The following is a 15,802-nucleotide window of genomic DNA, read 5'->3' as shown; positions in this document are numbered from 1 at the left end:
TTCTTGCTTACGTTACGATGAGGGTCGGCGCCGCGACCCGATTTCGCGTCGAGATCTTCGTGGTCGTTTCCGCATAGAGATCAACGTCGGTTCGCTTGGTGCGGATTGACATGATAAGGCTGAAGCCGACGGTCCGATCCTCGAAGTCCATGCCCTTGCGATCGCCCCACCAGCCGCGCACCGGGTAGACCGAGACGCCATCCCGTTCCGCGAGATCGTATGCCTTGCCCGTCCAGATATCGTGATGGATCGTCCCTCGGCGGCGTTTACGGTCGCCGAGAAACCAGCCTATGTCGGACTGCACGACCCCGAGGCCCGACTGATCGTCGTCAAGATCCTCGACGTCCTCTTCGCTTGCGAGCAGATTGACCCTCTGCTGAGCTTCAAGGTCCGTTTCGCCCGGGCGCTTCATGTCAAAGCGCATCCTGTGGGACGGATAGCGGTCCCAACGGCTGCGGCTCGAGCCGTGCGGATCCGGATCGGCGAAATAGGACAGGGTGCAGCGCAACTCAACCTCCTCCTGATTTAGGCCTTTCAGCACGTCGATTGGCCAAGGGAGCTTGAAATACTTCATCTCCCGCAAGCTGAGCCGACCGTCGTTCAGCTTGTAGGGCTGCAGGTTGTCCTCCGCGATCAGCGTCAGTGCGTCTCCCGCGCTTCGGAACAGATGCGCCTCGTCTGGCACTCCCCAGCCATAGCATTGAAGCAACGCGTCGATGGATCCAGCTTTGGAGCCCGTGAGATTGAGGACTTCCTGCTTACGGGCGAGCATTGCAGACGACCAATCGGCGCTGTGAACCATCAGACCGCGGAGGGTTTCAGCCCTGAACTCGGGATACTGGGCCTGCAGCCTAGTCGCAAGGCCAGCCGCCCTGGCGGTCGCGGCGCTCGTTTCGCCCGTCCAATCGAACGGGCGGTTGGGATAGTTGTGGCCGACGGTCAGCAACATCGACTGCTTCGTCGGGCGGGTGAACAGCGGATCGTCCCCGTCCACCTCGTGATTTCCACCCTCCATCACGATGTCCGGCTTGTAGGCGTAATGGATGTCCCACAGCTGACTGGTTCGCGATGATGGACAAAGATCGCCCGTCGGCGCGGAAGCTACCCAGTCGTCGGAGCATCGATGCGTGCAGGCCCCAACGGTCAGCGCATTCACGGCTTGGCCGGGGGACTCGATGCGATAGTCGGCGTTCCTCATGTCGTAGGGGCCAGTCGGATACCTCTTGTCCAATGTGCCCTGCGCATTGCCCGCCGCCACGCAGATCAGCCTGGTGCGCTCGCCTCCGTTCCAGGCAAGCCGGTCGACGACCCCCGACAGGGTGCTTTGCCGTCCGTCGCTCAAGTCCCCCGGCGCCGTCTGCGCGAGGCAGAATACGCGCGATTTTTGATCATCCGGCAGGAGTGCGACGGCGCGCTGTATCGCGTCATATCCTGGAACGGTCGCCTCGCCCTGCGGTGCGGCGATAACGATACTCTCCAGCGACGTAAGAAGCGTTACTGGAAGACCCGCCTCAACCTTCTCCTCCAAATCGCCATAGAGAGCGACGCCAGCCATGTTGGTGCCGTGTCCGCTGTGATCGTTCGTGATCCAACTTGGATCGATCGACTTGCAGTCCTGCCGCCGCAGCGCGACGCCCACCAAAGGGTTGGCGTAATTCACCCCGGTGTCGAGGATGGTGGTGATAGGGCCATTCGCCGTCGGTGCGGTGACGGTAGTCACAAAGGCGGACGCGGCGGCGACACGGTCTTCAGGATCGAAGTCCAAATAGTCCGCCACGAAGGACGAGGCGCCACGCAGTTCGACGATGGCTGCGCTGCTCCTGATGAGGGTCGTAATGTCCGAGCTGGTCGCGAGAATGTTGAAGACGGCGGTATCGACGAACTCCACCGGGTTGCCGGTCGTCTCGATCTCGAGGCGCTTGATATAGCGTTTGAAAAGCTCCTGCGCGTCCCGACGGATCCAGACTTCCCACTCGACGAACTCGTCATCGTCCGGAATTCTCTCCTCCTCGTCGGTCCAGAGATCCTCGATGGTGGCAGGCTTGAACGTCGAGACAGTCTCAAAGAAGTTGAAGCGACGTGGTCGGTCGCCATCACTGGGCTTGTAGCCCTCATACTTGTCCAGCGCCTTGTTAAGGCTTTCCAATTGACTTTTAGTAACGAAAAAATTCGCCACCTGAGCCGCATTCGGCCCGCGCCCCGGCTGCTTTAGGCTTAGGAGTTGCAGGCCGCGGCTATTGAGCTTCAGGGAGCCGACCCGAACGTCGATGTTCTGCCGTCCGGTCGCCGTGATGGCCAGTCCGCGTTCTTTCAGCGCCACGCCAGCGCTTTTCTGATCTTTGATGGCATCGGCGAGAGCGTCGCCAACGATCTTCAGCTGAGACCGCAAAGCCTTCGCGTGACGCCCACGGTGGGGCACGGGGGCAGGCTGCGTGTTCGAACCGCGACCGACCGCGCGGAATTCTATGGAGCGCTTACCAAGGCCACGAAGATGGATATGCGGATAGACGGGCATGGCTGTCCTCTAGTTTGGACAGTAAATAAGCCATAGTCCTACTGATCTTCAATAGTATGAATTGCGCGCCGATCGCGAAGGCTCCGGATTAGAAGATCAGTCGTCAAGTCCCCGTCCTGATCGAGAACTGCGTCTCGAGCCGAATCGTCGGCTGCCGCAGCGAGATCGGCCTGGCTCAGACCAGCGGCCTCTCCGTCGATTTCTTTCCAGTCCAGCCGATCGTGGTCGAACTGCAGGAGATGGTGGCGCAGAACGACGCGAGCTTCGTCGGCACTCGGCTTCGCATAGGCAAAGGCGCCTTGGAACCGCCTAAAGATTGCGGGATCCAGAAGGGTGCGGAGATTGGTCGCCGCAATGATGATACTGCGCGAGGTGTCCTCCTCGAGGAACTGAAGAAACGAAGTCAGTACACGGCGCGCCTCGCCGACGTCGTTCTCGTTGCCGCGTGCGGTCGCGAGCGCGTCAACCTCGTCGAAAAAATACACGCCGCGGCTATGGTGCATCGCCTCGAAGATCAGACGGAGTTTGGCGGCGCTCTCGCCCATGTATTTGTTGATCACGCCATCCAGCAGGATGGTGAACAGCGGCATTGAAAGCTCGCCGGCTATGGCCGAAGCGGTCATCGTCTTGCCCGTGCCGGGCGGTCCTGAAAACAGGAATCGCTTGCGCGGCGCCAGTCCATGCGCCTCCAGAGCGCCGGCCTCGCGCTGCTCGCGCACGATGCGGCCGATCTTGCGCCTGAGGTCCGCACTGAGCACTAGGTCGGCGAGACGCGTCTCTGGGTAAGTGACCCTGATGAGGCCGGCGAGCTCGCCGCGTGGCTTGGCGAGAGGGGTGGGCCGGAGGCTGGGTGCCGCCTCGCGGGGATTGGACCGAACGTTCGCGACAAGGTTGTGGATATCCTCGGCCACCCGGTTCTTGCCCGCGCGCAGCGCCTCCTCAGCGATTTCCTCAGCAATCGAAAGAAAACGATCATTGTCGCCCACCGCGTGGCTGCGGATCATTCCGATAATCTGCCGCGCTGTGGTCATTTCTCGGTTCCTTGCCGATCACCTCGATGAAGTGGGGACTCTCGCGGCGGCCTCTAGCGCAGCAATCGCTCCGGGGAGAAGCGTATAAAGTTTTTGTAGTATTTGCAACATTTCTTCATCCGTCTCTTTAAGGCGGGTCGCAGGGCTGGCCGTACTCTGCGCGCCGATCAAGCCGTTAGTCACATCTTCGATTCGAGCGATGATCTTTGCCCTTGTGCCAGATGCAAACGCCCGGTCCACCATAGAGCGCGAAAGTGTGCTTGGCTCCAATCCAAGCGCAAGCGCGAGCTTGCGAGACGAGCCTGCGAGAAGCAGGAGATTGTCGAGCTGACCGGCCAAATCATGGTCTTGAAGGCGAGGTGGGCGTCCCATTCCGGCGAAGATACCGAACGACGATGCATATTCAAAGTAAATGATGCATTTAATGCAAAAACTGCTTGTCCAGCCCGCTCCTTGGATCAAGGTTGCACACTGGTGGAGGGTGAGTCATGGTTTGGGTCCGGCCCAAGGTGATGAGTCACAGGTTTCCGCGATGCCGATGGGTAGCCGCTCCTCACTAAAAATTAAGCCAACCATCTGACTGGTCCGGTGCATGAACGAAGGGCCGCTTGCTACACTCTCCACCCGAAAGTCGCCGGGCCGCAATCCATCAGGTATCTTCCGTAGCTCACCGTCAGACTATGTCACTACAACAAGGTGCACAGCCCGGCCGCATGCCATCCTGTCGATGGCGTACATCGCTTCCGCGTCTTTAACACCTTGGCCCAAGAACCATTGCTGCGCTGGCGCAGCGAACGCGACATTCGCACGAGGCAATCGACATCGATCCGCCGTTGCCCTCATGTCTGATGCTGCAGACCGCACGAACCAACGAGGGTTCAGGCTTGCTGATCGTCTGAACCATCTACGCCCGTCCGCTTCCTCGACGACAAGGGCGAATGCCGCAGGATGAACATCGGCAAGCCGCAAGGCGGCAGCCATCGCGCTGACGCCGAACGCAGCGGCAACTTGATAAACGAGACCGAATGACATCGGGACGCCAGCGACGAGCGGTTCCAGCATGAAGCGGGGCATGAGCAGGTCGGCAGCATACCCGTCCGCCTCGCGCTCGCAGCCTGCCACTCCGTCTTGTTGGTCGGCGGCGCCATGGCAGATCAGCCGCCGGCCGCGATGATGGTGCCAATGACCGAGTTCATGCGCGACGGAGAAACGCTGCCGAACGCGGCTGGCCCGCTCATCTACCGTGATAATCGCCCTGTCACCCAAACCGACGATCCGCGCATCGCCACTGCCAAGGCGACGATAGCGTACCACCGCGCCCACGGCATGGGCGATGACCTCGACATCGATCTCGCCCGGTTCGGTGATGCCGAGGTCATGCAGCAGACGCTCGGCAGGCGGATCAACCGCGGCCGTCACGCAGGGCGGTCGCCTGCTTCGTGGTCGAGTTCGGCGAGATCATCGATCAGGTCGTCGATATCGTGGTCATCGTTGCCGCGGGCAGCGAGCGTCATGCGCAGGTCGGCATCGCCCGACATGGCTTGCTGCAGCTGTGCCCGGAGACGCGCCCGATCGATCGAGACGACCCGGGCGCCGGTGCCGGCATCGAGTTTGGCGCGGATCGCGCGCAGGTTCGTCTTCTTTACCGCCAGCTGTGCCTGCGCGATCTCCGCCTGCAGGTCGGCCAGATCAGGTTCGACATCCTCACCGTCGAGGAAGTCGTCCAACAGTCGCAGTTGCATCAGTTCGTCCGCGTCGGTTGTCATGGTATGCTCCTGTCCTTGGCGGCGGCCGCCAGCTTGCGCTGCAATTGCTTGCGCACCGATGCGAGGCCTTTGGCATCGAGCCCCAGCCGGTTCTGCAAGGCGATACCCTTCTCGCCGTCGAGCACCGCATCCAGCAAGGTGACCAGTTGCGGGTCGCTCCCGATCGACTGCTGGATCGCAGCGAGGGTCCGCCGGTAATGCAGCGCATCATGCCCGACCTGCTCCGGGCTGGGCGCCAACGACGCCATCGCCAGCGTATCGTCGTCGAGGTCGAGCGAAACCGGGTGCAGCCCGTCGCGTTCGGCTTCGCGTTCCTGCGAGGCCAGGCTGCGCATGATCCCGATCAGGAAGTTCACGATGTCGTAGCCGCGCCGACATTGGCGACGACCATCGAGCGCCCGGACGAACGCTTCCTGCCGCAGGTCACCGGCGAGCATGTAGTGGTCCTGCACCAGATAGCGCGACCGCCGCAGCAGACGCTGATGGTCGGTTGTCGTCAGTGCCCCCAGCATCGCTTTGACCTCGGCAGTCGAATAGACATCGGCGGGCGGCTGAACCGGTGTTGCTGTCGGCGTGACGGCTGAGATGACGGCCTCCCTTACTCTATAAAGCGGACGGCTCGGCATTCTCGGACAGAAGCGTGAAATATTTATTGGCCGCTGTCCGAATTTGTGAGGTCGTCCGCTTTATAGGTAGAGAGGTTCTGTCACCGGGATGTTGAGCCGTCATGATCGGCCGACGCGATGATCGACCGACCGTGTCAGCCGATTTGGGTCAGGCTGCCAGCGGTCGGGTCCGGACGGCGGCGCGATCGGCGAAGGTGGCACCGCGAGCGACCAGCTTGGCAAGCCGTGCCTCGGCGCGGGCGATGCCTTCGTCACGGTCGGCCGGCTGGTGGGCCAGCTGGATCAGTTCGCCAGGCGCCAGCCGGTACGCCTTATGGATGCCGGACTGCGGCAGAATGATCGCCCGTGATCCATTGCGGCTCAGATACAGGCGGCAATCGGTCTGCAGGTGGCAGATGCCGTCGCGTACGGCGCACAGCGTGATGCTGGACAGGTGATAGCCGGGCTCGCCATCGGCAAAATCCAGATATACCACATCGTTGCCGCTGCTGTGCGCGATGGCACCGATACGCAGTCGCCCCTCGGCTCCGCCCATTTCGCCGGCGAGGATCGCCGCGCCGGACTTCATCGCGCGGCTGCCGACCAGCATCTGGGCGACTGCCTCGGTGTGACGGCGGATGATCGCGGTCTTGTCGGTCGTCATTATCGTCTTCTCCATTTTCATCCCCGGATCGGGGACCATCCTCCTCCCTTCGTCTCTTGCCCCCCGCAGGCGGGCGGGATCGCTGCGGTTCCCGCCCGTCATGCTCAACCGTCGCGGTAGCGCGGCACCCAGACGTCGTAGAAACACTCCCATTCCTGCTGGAATCGCGCCTGCGCGGTTCTGACGACAAGATCAGGGTGCACCTCGCCCCAGCCCGAGGAGCGATGGACGCGCGCCATGCAGACGACATGGGCGTGAGGCCGGCGAGCGGACAGTTCGTCACCTGGCATATGCACGACGGTCATGCTGGTCAGTCGGCGTTGCAGCGCAAGCTTTTCCAGTGTGTACGTGCCGACCAGCGACAAAATATCGGCAGGTTGCCAGCTATGTGGGAACCGCATGGTGAGTACGACAGCCAGCAGCTTTTGGTGCGCTTTCGTTTTGGCGTCATACCCCTGGAAGATAGTTTCGAGCGCGCCAGGCTCGACCGCGACACCGGGCGCGGTGACGATGCGGTGCATTGTACAGGTGATCGGCCACAGACCGTCCGCCAGCCAATCCTTATCGGCAGGCTTGCTAGGTTGCAGCTTGGCGCGGGCCAGATCGGCGACGCGGTTCTGCTTTCCCTTTGCAGTCTTGCGCAGCAGGGCGTAGCCAAAATCGGGCAGCGATCCCATCGGGTCATCGTAGAGCATGTCATCGGCGTCGGACGGGCTGATCCAGGGCAGCGGCTTGCTCATCAGCAATCCCCCCATACGGCAGCGAGGAAAGCGTCTGCCCTCGCCAGTCCCGGCGCGAGATCGCAGCCGCCATCGGCGGCGGACAGCCGGGCCGGCATCATCGGGCGAAGACGTCCGGGGGAAAGGCGGAAAACCGCGCCGCTCTCGTCCGGCTCCGCCGGATCGGGCACCAGCCAACCGTCGTTGCTGCGCGACAGCCACAACCTACGCGCGTGGTGCCAGACGGTGCCGTGGCGCTGCCATTCGCCAACGGCACAGTAGATGGTCCGATGGCCGATACTCGACGCTTTCACCACCAGTGCATCGCACCTGGCGACGCGGGTTCCTCGCTCGACGGTGTCGAGATCCCCGCGTGACGGCTCGATCGACGGCACCAGCAGAAGTTCGGCGGCGGCGATGTGCAGGTAATTCCGAAAGGGCGGCGGGATGATCGGCACCGACCGGTCGATCCGCCAACCGGCGCGCTCGGCGATGGCCAGCGCTCCGGACAGGGCGCGCGCCTTTGCGAGCTCGCGCTCTCGATTTACGATGTACATGGAAGTCCTTGACATTGTGCGGGAGCGGCGGGCTGCTCGCCGGCCCCGCACCATCATTTCGCCTCTACGGCACAGCCGCAGGCACCTTCCAAACCATCATCCCGGCCGGGCCGGCCGGTCTACCTTCGCCTTTGCGATGAAGGCGCATCGTCATTCGACCGAATGCAGGAAAAGGTTGGTCAAACCTTCGTGATCATCAGGATTACGAGCCGCAGATCATCGATCCGCGCAGCCGGATCGTCACGTTGCGACGGGTGACGATCAGCACCGCGTCGGTAGTGACCGTTTCGTAACCCATCGCCCGGATCCGGGCGGTGTCCACGACCCGGATGGTCAGGACATCGGCCCGCCAGGCGTCATGGGTGAACGGGAAAAGGGGCTTTGCATCGCGTCGCGGTTTCAGGATGACGATGCGACCGCGGACTTTGGTCATCGCCGTGTTACCGGCAGCGACGAAGTGGATCGGTCCGCCTCGACGCGGCGACCAGTAGCAACCGGTCCCGTCGAGTTTGGCCGCCCGCCAGTCGGCCATCGTCGTTGCCTCCAGCACGACCGGTCGAGGTGCAGCAGCCACTGTGACGGTGGGTATCAATGCCGCGACTATGCGCAGCGTCAGCCGATACCTCATGCGTCCACCTCAATGACGCTGCGCTCGCCCATGATCCGGTGCGAGCGGGCGACCTGCGCGCCCAGCGCCCGCTGCACCAGCCAGAAGAACCCGGCGGTTGCCGCCTGCGGCCATTCCCCCGCCAGCCAGCGGTCGATACGGAACTGGGCTGCAACAAGGCCGATGGCGAATGCCGCGGCAGCCCACCACATCGCCAGCCGCGCGGCGAGATAGACGCCGTCGACGATCCATAGCCGGAAGCGCGACGCCGCCGGATTCCAGATCGCCCAACCGAACAGCGCCAGCGGCGCAGCCGCCGCGGCGCCGTAGGCCATCGCCGGGTCGAGGTTCGCCGCCGCCAGACGATAGGCGAGGAACGCGACCCCGCCCAGCAGCAGCGTAGCACCGGCGGCGCGGAAAAAACCGATCCTGCCGAGCACATCGCCCAGGATCATGCCGATGAGGTAGGGCATGTGCCGCTCCGCTTAAAAAGAGGTGCCGACTGTGCCGAGCCGGGCAGTCACCGCCCGGTCGACCAGCGCGCGGGCTTCACGGTCCGCCGCACTGCTTGGCGACAGCGTCAGGTGCATGCCGGTCGAGTCCACCTCGAGCGACATCGTCTCGCCGAGCTTGCCCTGCGGTGCGATCAGTACCCGTTGGCGCGGGCCATAGATCGACGGTCCGTAGCGCGCGATCACCTCGGCGCGGATCTGCTCGTGGCTGCGGCCAGCTTGCGGTGCCCGATACTGGACCAAGCCGACCCGGCCACCGTCCGGCGTCGGGGTGACATTGAGCGAGACGCTCTCTTCGCCCTTGGCGGCGCTATAGCTGTACACGCCGGATCGTGCGGAGTTCGGCGGCATCTGATCGCGCCGTCGGGCAACCGCGTCCGCTACGACCTCTGCCCAGCTGTCGCCAGGATTGGCGTGCACCGTCCAACCCTTCCGCTGCAGCAGCGCCACTGCGTCGGCCGTCTTCATGCCGGGACGGATGCCGGCGATGTCGAGGGTCTTGGCCGGCCTGGGCGCCGTCGTCACCGGCTGTGCTGCGCTCGGTACGCTGACCGTACCGCCTATCGCCAGCAGCATCATGGTCGGGATCGCCATCGTTCTGATCATCGTCATCTTCCTCATTAGTCGGACGCGCGACATCGTTCGCCGGAAAGCCGTCCCGACGTCGCAAGTTTTGGTGGTGTTCGGCTCTGTCGCCGACTGGCGGCGTCAGCCCGCAGGCGGTGCGCGTGCGGCGAGGTGGCAGGTCATCGCAGCACCAGCGTCACGTATCCCGCCGTGTCGGTCGCACCTGCGACATGGCCGGCGTCGAAAGCGCGGGCGATGCCGAAGCGCAGCGACGACATCGGCGACAGCGCCGCCGACCAACCCAGTTCGATGTCGAGTTCACGCGCCGATGGGGCCAGATCGACCACTGCCATTCGGGTTGCCAGTGCCCCCGACATCAGGTCGTAGGTCACCGGTACCAGCATAGTGGCGCGCGCACGTTCAACACGAAGGGGTGAGGACAGACCGAGCGTCGCCATACCACTGAGCAGGCCGCGCGAGCCTTCGACCGCGAAGGCAGTGCTAAACACTGGCTCGTCGAAGCGCATCAGGGCAGATCCGCCCGAGACGCGGGTGGTGGCAGCCGTCGACCGCGCCGAAAGCGCCACCCCGGCGATGGTACGTCGCATCGTCAGCGTCGCCATCGTCGTCGTGGCACCCGCCAGTCCGAGGCCCAGGCCGCCGCTCATCCCCAGCGCCCGACCATGCTCGGCAAGGTTAGTCAGCTCCATGCCGATCCCAAGCGGCGTCGTCACCGCGATAGTGCGCTGCCCGGTACGACGATCACGCGAGATGCCTGACGCGAACGACGCCGACCAGCCCCCGCTGGCCCAGCTCGATGACATGCCGACCGGTGTTGCGCCGATCCCGCGCAACGGCGATCCGGCCATGGCGGCACTTTGGCCGATCGCCACGTTCGCGCCCAGCATGACCGTCTGCCCCGGTACCGGAGAAAAAGAGGCAAAAGCCGGACGGTTGGATCGCGCGCCCTGCCAATAACCAGTGGTCGTGGCTGGTGATAAGAAGCCGAACCGCGCGTCGGTGGTACTGGGCATCAGCCATGGCGGATCGACCGGCGTCAGCATCACACCCGCCAGCAAACCCGAACTCTGTGCTCGAATGCCGGAGGCGCCTTGCATATGGAAATGGCGACCGTAGCGGTCGAGGACTGTCATGTCGGCAACCTTGTCGCCCAATGCCGCCGCCCCGGCGGCACCGCCGAATGGAGCCGACATGCTGAGCGACGAATAACGCGCCAGTACGGTCTGTGCGGCGGCGAAAGCGGTGGCAGGTGCCTGTGCCTGCATCGCCTTTTCGACATTGAGCAGGCCAGCGCCGAATTTCTCGTCGACACCTGCCGCACCAAGGTCGGTAGCAGTGTCGAGCAGGATGCGGCTGATTTCCTTGCCGCCGAGCTGCGGCCAATATTGCTTGAGCAGTGCCGCCGCACCGGCGATCGCAGGTGCGGCGAAGCTGTTCCCGGTGACCGTGGTAGCTTCGCCGTCCTTGCCAACGGCCGCCACATCCGCAGCGACCACGGCGAGCATACGGTCCGCGAGCGGCCCCGGCATGCCGTTACCGGAGGGCGGCTGTAGGTTTTTGTCGACGCGAATGCCGAACAGGAACCAGTCCTTGTTGGCCAGATCGCTGCCGACCATGGTCTCGGTGACCTGCCCGCTGAAACTGTTTTCGTCGACGAAGTTGGAAACGGACTGGACCACCAGCTTGTTCTGCGTCCGCACCAGATCCATCGCCGCACGCTGGTCGATCGCGGCCTGGCCTGCGGAAGAGCCGTTGAGGCTCATCGAGATGACGAACGCTCCCTTGTTCACCGCATAGGTAACTGCCGGACCGATCAGCGCGGAATTCGGTCCGCCGCCCTGTGGCACGGGCCCCGACGTCTCCGTGACGTTCGTCATGTCCGGCCCGGCGATCTTCAGCGCCAGCAGCGTCGCGTCAGGCGCCACACCCTGCATGCCGCGACCGTCACGCGCGGCGAGCGCGATGGCTGCGGTACCCGTACCATGGCCATCGACGTCCTTCAGATCGAATCGCACCGTCTCGGCCTGGCAGGTCCGGCAGCGGGCAATCTTTTGATCGAAGCTGGTGCTGTCCGGCGAAATCCGGCCGGCGAACTCGGATCCGGCGGTATCGATGCCAGTATCGACGATGGCGATCGTCACGCCCTTGCCGGTGATGCCTTTGTCATAGGCATAAGCCGCCTTCATCGCTGCGACACCAGCAGACGCCTTATATTCCGCACTGTCCGCTGCCGTCGGCGGTGGAGTTGGTGTCGGCATAGGTGTGGGTGCCGGGGCCCCGGTCGAGGGCGCGTTGCTGCCAGACGAATTGACGCCGCCGCCGCCGCATGCTGCCAGCAGCATCGTCGCGGTCACCACCGCCGTATTTCTGATGATGGTCAGCCGCTTGCCACGGCCCTGTTTCATTGCACCCACGACCGAACCCCCGTTCGCGCCGGTGCCGACAGGCTTTCCTAGCCGGCGGCACCGCCCTGTAGAAACGAGGCGGTGCCGGCCCAAAAGCCGGAAGTTGAGAACTCGCTATAAGACGAGCGCGAACGCCTTTAGGCCCGAAGGCCTTGGACATACGCGTCCGCCTCCCGGCCGAAACTGGTTCGGGCCGGGCGTTCGGCTACTTATAGCGAGGTTCTCACGCCTCGGTCCGCCTGCTGGCGAACGCATCGACTCTACTCTGGGCAGGTTAACAATCTCAAGCGGCGATCGTAGTGCCAGACGTGATCGCGAACAAAATGGTCGGTCAAGATCACCGTTCGTGTTCGGACTTCTTCAAGGCCACCCGTGTCCTGTCCTCATCGCTCCCCATCAGTCGAGCGGGTATAGGCGCGGTGTATCCAGCTCGCAGCGCATCAAAGGGCCGATCGTCCGCGCAGCGGATGGCGTTACTGTGTAGCGCAGCCACCATTCGATTGGCCGGAGCATGCTGGCGAGCAGTCGGACGCGGTTGTGGCGCGGGCCGATCAAAAAAGAAGGGCATCGCAAGATTTTAGGCAGCAGGATCACCGCCCGGTCGGGTGGGATCATGCTGCCCGTGCTTTCTCTCGCGAAGCAGGTTCGAATTGCTGCCCCGTCTTTTCGGGCGTCCTATCGCCCGTGATCGTCGCGACGTTGGCCGGACACTATTCCATCACTGGGATCATCGCGCCCCTTTGGCCAAGCTGGCTGGTGCGCCCCATCCCGGGCAGCATCCTCCGCTTGCTCCCACAATCCTTGCCTGGTCCCTGGGTCACGGTGACCCGGGGCTTGTCCGGACGTTGAGGTCGCCGCGATGCCTGCGGTATCGATCAGGCGATCGGCTGGTGCGCCTCGCACTTCGAGATGAACCGTGCTTCCTCGCCGAACGTCATCCCGCCGAAGGTCTGGCAGAACGCCCGCGGCGTCTCGCGATCGATCATCCACACCGACTGCGCGCAGGACGCGCAAGCCGGCCAGCCCCGCTGGGGATCGGATACCGGCGCGTCGGTGAGGAAGCGCTTGATCATGGGTTCTGTCATGCCGTTTACGTCCGGGCTCGTTGCTGAGGCGATCGTTTTGGCCGCGACCGACTGCCGCAGTCGTCAACTCACCCAAACTAATAGGTGCATTCGCAGTCTCGGAGGCGAACAGGTCAGCTAGTGCTTCCTGCACGCGTGGATCGGTCACGTGCTGGGTCAGCACTTTCCTTTCATTCACGGGCAGGCCCGCGATGTCGGCGACGAACAGTCCGTTGGGGTCGCGCCGTATCGCCTTGGCCTTGCGCTTCAGTGAAGCCAGAGCCTTGTCGACCATAGCCCGCGCGATCGTCTCCGCAGCCTGTTCGGCCTTCGCCAACTCGGCATATGCCGTTGCAGCACTACGAATAGCAGCCGCGGGGTCAGAGTCGCCGGCGGCCGTCACTATCTTGTTATTCTCGGTTGCCGTGTCGGACATCAGTTCCTCCGTCGACGGCATTCGCTGGCGGGGTTGTGTGACGTCGGTGTGGATCTGCCGGATAGTCTCGTCCGCGTGGATAGCGATGTTGTCGAGGCGCTTGATGTCGCCCGCACGGTCATCGACACGAGCAATCCCGTTCATCGACACCGGGATATGTGTCGCCCCCAAGGCGCGACGAGCTTGCACTGCGCGCCGCGCCGACTCCAGGCGGAGATCAGCAGCCGCTGTTGAACGACCCACCATGTCATAAGCGCGATCGAGCGCCTCCCTGACCTTGCCGCGATGTTCTGCGGGCATGATGCTATCGGCGACGTCGTGGCCAAGCGCGATGGACGCCGCGGCAAGGCAGCGTGTCACCTTCCGCCGTGCCACGTCCAGCCGGTCCGCGGCATCAAGCAGCGTCTGCCTCACCCATCGCGTATGGGCCTGCAATGCCGCCAAGCGTGCGTGACGATCCTCAAGCGCGGCCAACCGGCGCGCCAACGCGGTTTCCTGCTGCCCGACCTTGCCGCGTTCCGGCGGCGCCATACCGCGCTCGCGGTTGGACAAAGGCGAGTAGCGCTTGGCAATACCGGCTTCCCGCAACGTCTGGTTGATTGCGACCACCACGGCGCAACGGCGCTGCATGATCCCGGCCGGCGTATTGATCTCGGTCCGCTTGGCGGTGGCGAAATCCCATTCATAGGGCGCGATCCGCTGGCACGGCCGCATCGAGTAGACCAAGTGCAGGTGGAAATTGCGCTGGTCGCCTGCCGCGTCGGGCAAGTGGAGCCCGATGGTATAGGCCAGCCCCAGCGTCTCCAGTTGGCGACAGATGCGCTCGGCCGCCTGCCGCCGTTGCACGGCAGTCAGTTCGGCCGGTAGCGCAATGACCTCGACGATATAGACGGTAGCGTTGGCACGGTCGTGCTTTTCCAGCGCCTCCGACGCGCGATAATGGGCAACGAGTTCGTTGCGGTCGGCGGCGATGTTCGACCACCAGCCCAGTTCCCCATCCTCCAGCGCATCTTCGCGCACCGAATAGAGTGCGGCGCGCTCCGCCTCGCCGGCACGCCAGCGCCGTCCTTTTTTTGACCCGAACCCGCGCGCGGTGAAGGAATAGTGGATCGAGTGGCGACCATCGGGGTCACGGGCGTCGGTGAGTCCCGTCGTCCCCTTCAGCATCTGCTCGACGCCACGCGTAAACAACCGGCGCGGCGTGCGTGATCCCGTCCGTGGGCGGTCGGCGTCAGCGACTCTGATCCGCAGGCGTCGCTTCAGGAACGCGTCCGCCTCCTGATCCGTGATCGCCTTTCGTCGACGTCGCACGCCTTCCGCGATCTGCTCATCACGCTCGTCCGCACGCTTGCGGCGACTCGACAGGTTCCGCGCGCTACGCGCATCGGCAAGCGCGGCGGAAACATCCGCCGATCGCGCCTTCAACACCGCATAGTCGATCGTCACCTGCCTTGCCCTTCGTGGCGGATGAGGGGGTGGGCGCGTCGTTTGTCTGCCTCTGGCAGAACAAACCTTTATCGCGCACCACCCCCTCTACCTCCCACCTTCTGACACCGTTCTGCCTTTGGGTGCCTCCACCGACCCTGGGCAAAAGTCGGATGGCGGCTTGGTCGCTTTACCGGGGGTGAGTTGAGGCGCGCAGCGCGTCGGCTCGGCATCGGCTTTGGGCATGGATACAGCCACCCCCAAGCCTTGCGATCGGCTTCAGGCGATCGCCAACGGCCTCGCGGCGACCGAGCAAAGGATCGCCGACACGCTTGCTATCGTCGCCGAAAGCGCCGCCGAGCTTCGGCGTCAGTACCGCGCGGCGGACAAGCGGCGTGGCGGCCCCGGCTCGGCTGACGCTCGCAAATATGCGCTCGGCTCCACCCTCGTCATGGTGGGCCTGGACGGCATCAGCGACACCGCGCTCCTCGGGCTGTTCGCACATCCAGAGCGTATGGCGCGCTGGATGACCGTCGCCATTGCGGCAGGCGCGGGACCGATGATCGGCGACATCATCAGCTCGATCTTTGCCGATCCCACCCGGCTGGCCTGGTGCGATCAGTGGGGGCGTATCCTGCAGTGGCGCCGCCGCAAGGCGCTCTACGACCAGGAGGTCGAGCGCTTCCTCAAGACCGGGCCAATCGATCCCAAGGCATCGTGGCGGACCCAGCCGATCAGCATCGGCCAAGCTGGGCTCGTCGCCACCCTTTGCGAGCTTCTCGCCGTGCCGAGCCCCGATCTCAAGAACCGCGGCGAGGCCTTCGAATGGCTCCGCCTGCACAATGGCAACCCGACTTACTGGTGCGAGCCTTCGCTCCCGCCCAACCTGGAGGACGACAATGGATGAC

General features: G+C 63.9%; 16 protein-coding genes. 1 reads left to right on the top strand and 15 read right to left on the bottom strand.

Features of this window, described 5'->3' with window-relative positions; translation table 11 throughout:
- Positions 1–7: 7 nt before the first annotated feature.
- The 15 genes from QE452_RS08875 to QE452_RS08805 form a co-directional block, all read right to left on the bottom strand.
- Positions 8–2,515 (bottom strand): S8 family peptidase, encoded by a 2,508-nt coding sequence (locus QE452_RS08875; RefSeq protein WP_309729933.1) that lies wholly within the window; start codon positions 2,513–2,515, stop codon positions 8–10.
- Positions 2,516–2,553: 38 nt separating this feature from the next.
- Positions 2,554–3,546, bottom strand: a complete 993-nt coding sequence (locus QE452_RS08870; protein WP_309729931.1) for an ATP-binding protein — start codon at positions 3,544–3,546, stop codon at positions 2,554–2,556.
- Between the two features lie 18 nt (positions 3,547–3,564).
- The gene (locus QE452_RS08865) at positions 3,565–4,008 is read right to left on the bottom strand and encodes a hypothetical protein (protein ID WP_309729927.1); all 444 of its coding nucleotides are present in this window, start codon (positions 4,006–4,008) and stop codon (positions 3,565–3,567) included.
- A 216-nt stretch (positions 4,009–4,224) separates the two neighbouring features.
- Positions 4,225–4,965: an ImmA/IrrE family metallo-endopeptidase gene (locus tag QE452_RS08860; RefSeq protein ID WP_309729924.1), complete on the bottom strand. Its 741-nt coding sequence runs from the start codon at positions 4,963–4,965 to the stop codon at positions 4,225–4,227.
- Positions 4,962–5,312 (bottom strand): hypothetical protein, encoded by a 351-nt coding sequence (locus QE452_RS08855; RefSeq protein ID WP_309729921.1) that lies wholly within the window; start codon positions 5,310–5,312, stop codon positions 4,962–4,964. The genes QE452_RS08860 and QE452_RS08855 overlap by 4 nt, the downstream gene beginning before the upstream one ends.
- Entirely contained in the window at positions 5,309–5,938 is a 630-nt protein-coding gene (locus QE452_RS08850) for a hypothetical protein (protein WP_309729918.1), read from the bottom strand. Before QE452_RS08850 ends, QE452_RS08855 begins: the two co-directional genes overlap by 4 nt.
- A 148-nt stretch (positions 5,939–6,086) precedes the next feature.
- Entirely contained in the window at positions 6,087–6,581 is a 495-nt protein-coding gene (locus tag QE452_RS08845; protein ID WP_309729915.1) for a hypothetical protein, read from the bottom strand.
- A 104-nt stretch (positions 6,582–6,685) separates the two neighbouring features.
- Positions 6,686–7,321, bottom strand: coding sequence for a hypothetical protein (locus tag QE452_RS08840; protein WP_309729912.1), 636 nt, complete (start codon positions 7,319–7,321; stop codon positions 6,686–6,688).
- Positions 7,321–7,857 carry a hypothetical protein gene (locus QE452_RS08835; RefSeq protein ID WP_309729909.1) on the bottom strand — a complete coding sequence of 179 codons (537 nt, stop codon included), beginning with the start codon at positions 7,855–7,857 and terminating at the stop codon, positions 7,321–7,323. The genes QE452_RS08840 and QE452_RS08835 overlap by 1 nt, the downstream gene beginning before the upstream one ends.
- Positions 7,858–8,059: 202 nt before the next feature.
- The gene (locus QE452_RS08830; RefSeq protein WP_153008069.1) at positions 8,060–8,485 is read right to left on the bottom strand and encodes a hypothetical protein; all 426 of its coding nucleotides are present in this window, start codon (positions 8,483–8,485) and stop codon (positions 8,060–8,062) included.
- The gene (locus tag QE452_RS08825; RefSeq protein WP_309729905.1) at positions 8,482–8,937 is read right to left on the bottom strand and encodes a hypothetical protein; all 456 of its coding nucleotides are present in this window, start codon (positions 8,935–8,937) and stop codon (positions 8,482–8,484) included. Before QE452_RS08825 ends, QE452_RS08830 begins: the two co-directional genes overlap by 4 nt.
- 12 nt (positions 8,938–8,949) lie before the next feature.
- Positions 8,950–9,582: a hypothetical protein gene (locus QE452_RS08820; RefSeq protein WP_309729902.1), complete on the bottom strand. Its 633-nt coding sequence runs from the start codon at positions 9,580–9,582 to the stop codon at positions 8,950–8,952.
- Between the two features lie 140 nt (positions 9,583–9,722).
- Complete coding sequence (locus QE452_RS08815; RefSeq protein WP_309729900.1) at positions 9,723–11,969, bottom strand: S8 family serine peptidase; 2,247 nt, start codon at positions 11,967–11,969, stop codon at positions 9,723–9,725.
- Between the two features lie 396 nt (positions 11,970–12,365).
- The gene (locus QE452_RS08810) at positions 12,366–12,584 is read right to left on the bottom strand and encodes a hypothetical protein (protein ID WP_309729897.1); all 219 of its coding nucleotides are present in this window, start codon (positions 12,582–12,584) and stop codon (positions 12,366–12,368) included.
- A gap of 60 nt (positions 12,585–12,644) precedes the next feature.
- Positions 12,645–14,915, bottom strand: coding sequence for a MobA/MobL family protein (locus QE452_RS08805; RefSeq protein WP_309729896.1), 2,271 nt, complete (start codon positions 14,913–14,915; stop codon positions 12,645–12,647).
- 223 nt (positions 14,916–15,138) lie between these two features.
- Between QE452_RS08805 and QE452_RS08800 the strand changes: the two genes are divergently transcribed.
- On the top strand, positions 15,139–15,801 hold the full coding sequence (locus QE452_RS08800; RefSeq protein WP_309729893.1) for a hypothetical protein: 663 nt from the start codon (positions 15,139–15,141) through the stop codon (positions 15,799–15,801).
- Position 15,802 lies beyond the last annotated feature (1 nt).

The organism is Sphingomonas sp. SORGH_AS_0438 (assembly GCF_031453475.1).
Lineage (GTDB): Bacteria > Pseudomonadota > Alphaproteobacteria > Sphingomonadales > Sphingomonadaceae > Sphingomonas.
The sequence above is the reverse complement of the archived record's forward strand: the minus strand, read 5'-3'. Positions and strand labels throughout refer to the sequence as shown.

Coding starts and splice junctions, on each gene's coding strand:
- QE452_RS08875 (WP_309729933.1), bottom strand. CDS start 2,515: ATGCCCGTCTATCCGCATATCCATCTTCGTGGCCTTGGTAAGCGCTCC.
- QE452_RS08870 (WP_309729931.1), bottom strand. CDS start 3,546: ATGACCACAGCGCGGCAGATTATCGGAATGATCCGCAGCCACGCGGTG.
- QE452_RS08855 (WP_309729921.1), bottom strand. CDS start 5,312: ATGACAACCGACGCGGACGAACTGATGCAACTGCGACTGTTGGACGAC.
- QE452_RS08850 (WP_309729918.1), bottom strand. CDS start 5,938: ATGCCGAGCCGTCCGCTTTATAGAGTAAGGGAGGCCGTCATCTCAGCC.
- QE452_RS08845 (WP_309729915.1), bottom strand. CDS start 6,581: ATGACGACCGACAAGACCGCGATCATCCGCCGTCACACCGAGGCAGTC.
- QE452_RS08840 (WP_309729912.1), bottom strand. CDS start 7,321: ATGAGCAAGCCGCTGCCCTGGATCAGCCCGTCCGACGCCGATGACATG.
- QE452_RS08835 (WP_309729909.1), bottom strand. CDS start 7,857: ATGTACATCGTAAATCGAGAGCGCGAGCTCGCAAAGGCGCGCGCCCTG.
- QE452_RS08830 (WP_153008069.1), bottom strand. CDS start 8,485: ATGAGGTATCGGCTGACGCTGCGCATAGTCGCGGCATTGATACCCACC.
- QE452_RS08825 (WP_309729905.1), bottom strand. CDS start 8,937: ATGCCCTACCTCATCGGCATGATCCTGGGCGATGTGCTCGGCAGGATC.
- QE452_RS08820 (WP_309729902.1), bottom strand. CDS start 9,582: ATGATCAGAACGATGGCGATCCCGACCATGATGCTGCTGGCGATAGGC.
- QE452_RS08815 (WP_309729900.1), bottom strand. CDS start 11,969: ATGAAACAGGGCCGTGGCAAGCGGCTGACCATCATCAGAAATACGGCG.
- QE452_RS08810 (WP_309729897.1), bottom strand. CDS start 12,584: ATGATCCCACCCGACCGGGCGGTGATCCTGCTGCCTAAAATCTTGCGA.
- QE452_RS08800 (WP_309729893.1), top strand. CDS start 15,139: ATGGATACAGCCACCCCCAAGCCTTGCGATCGGCTTCAGGCGATCGCC.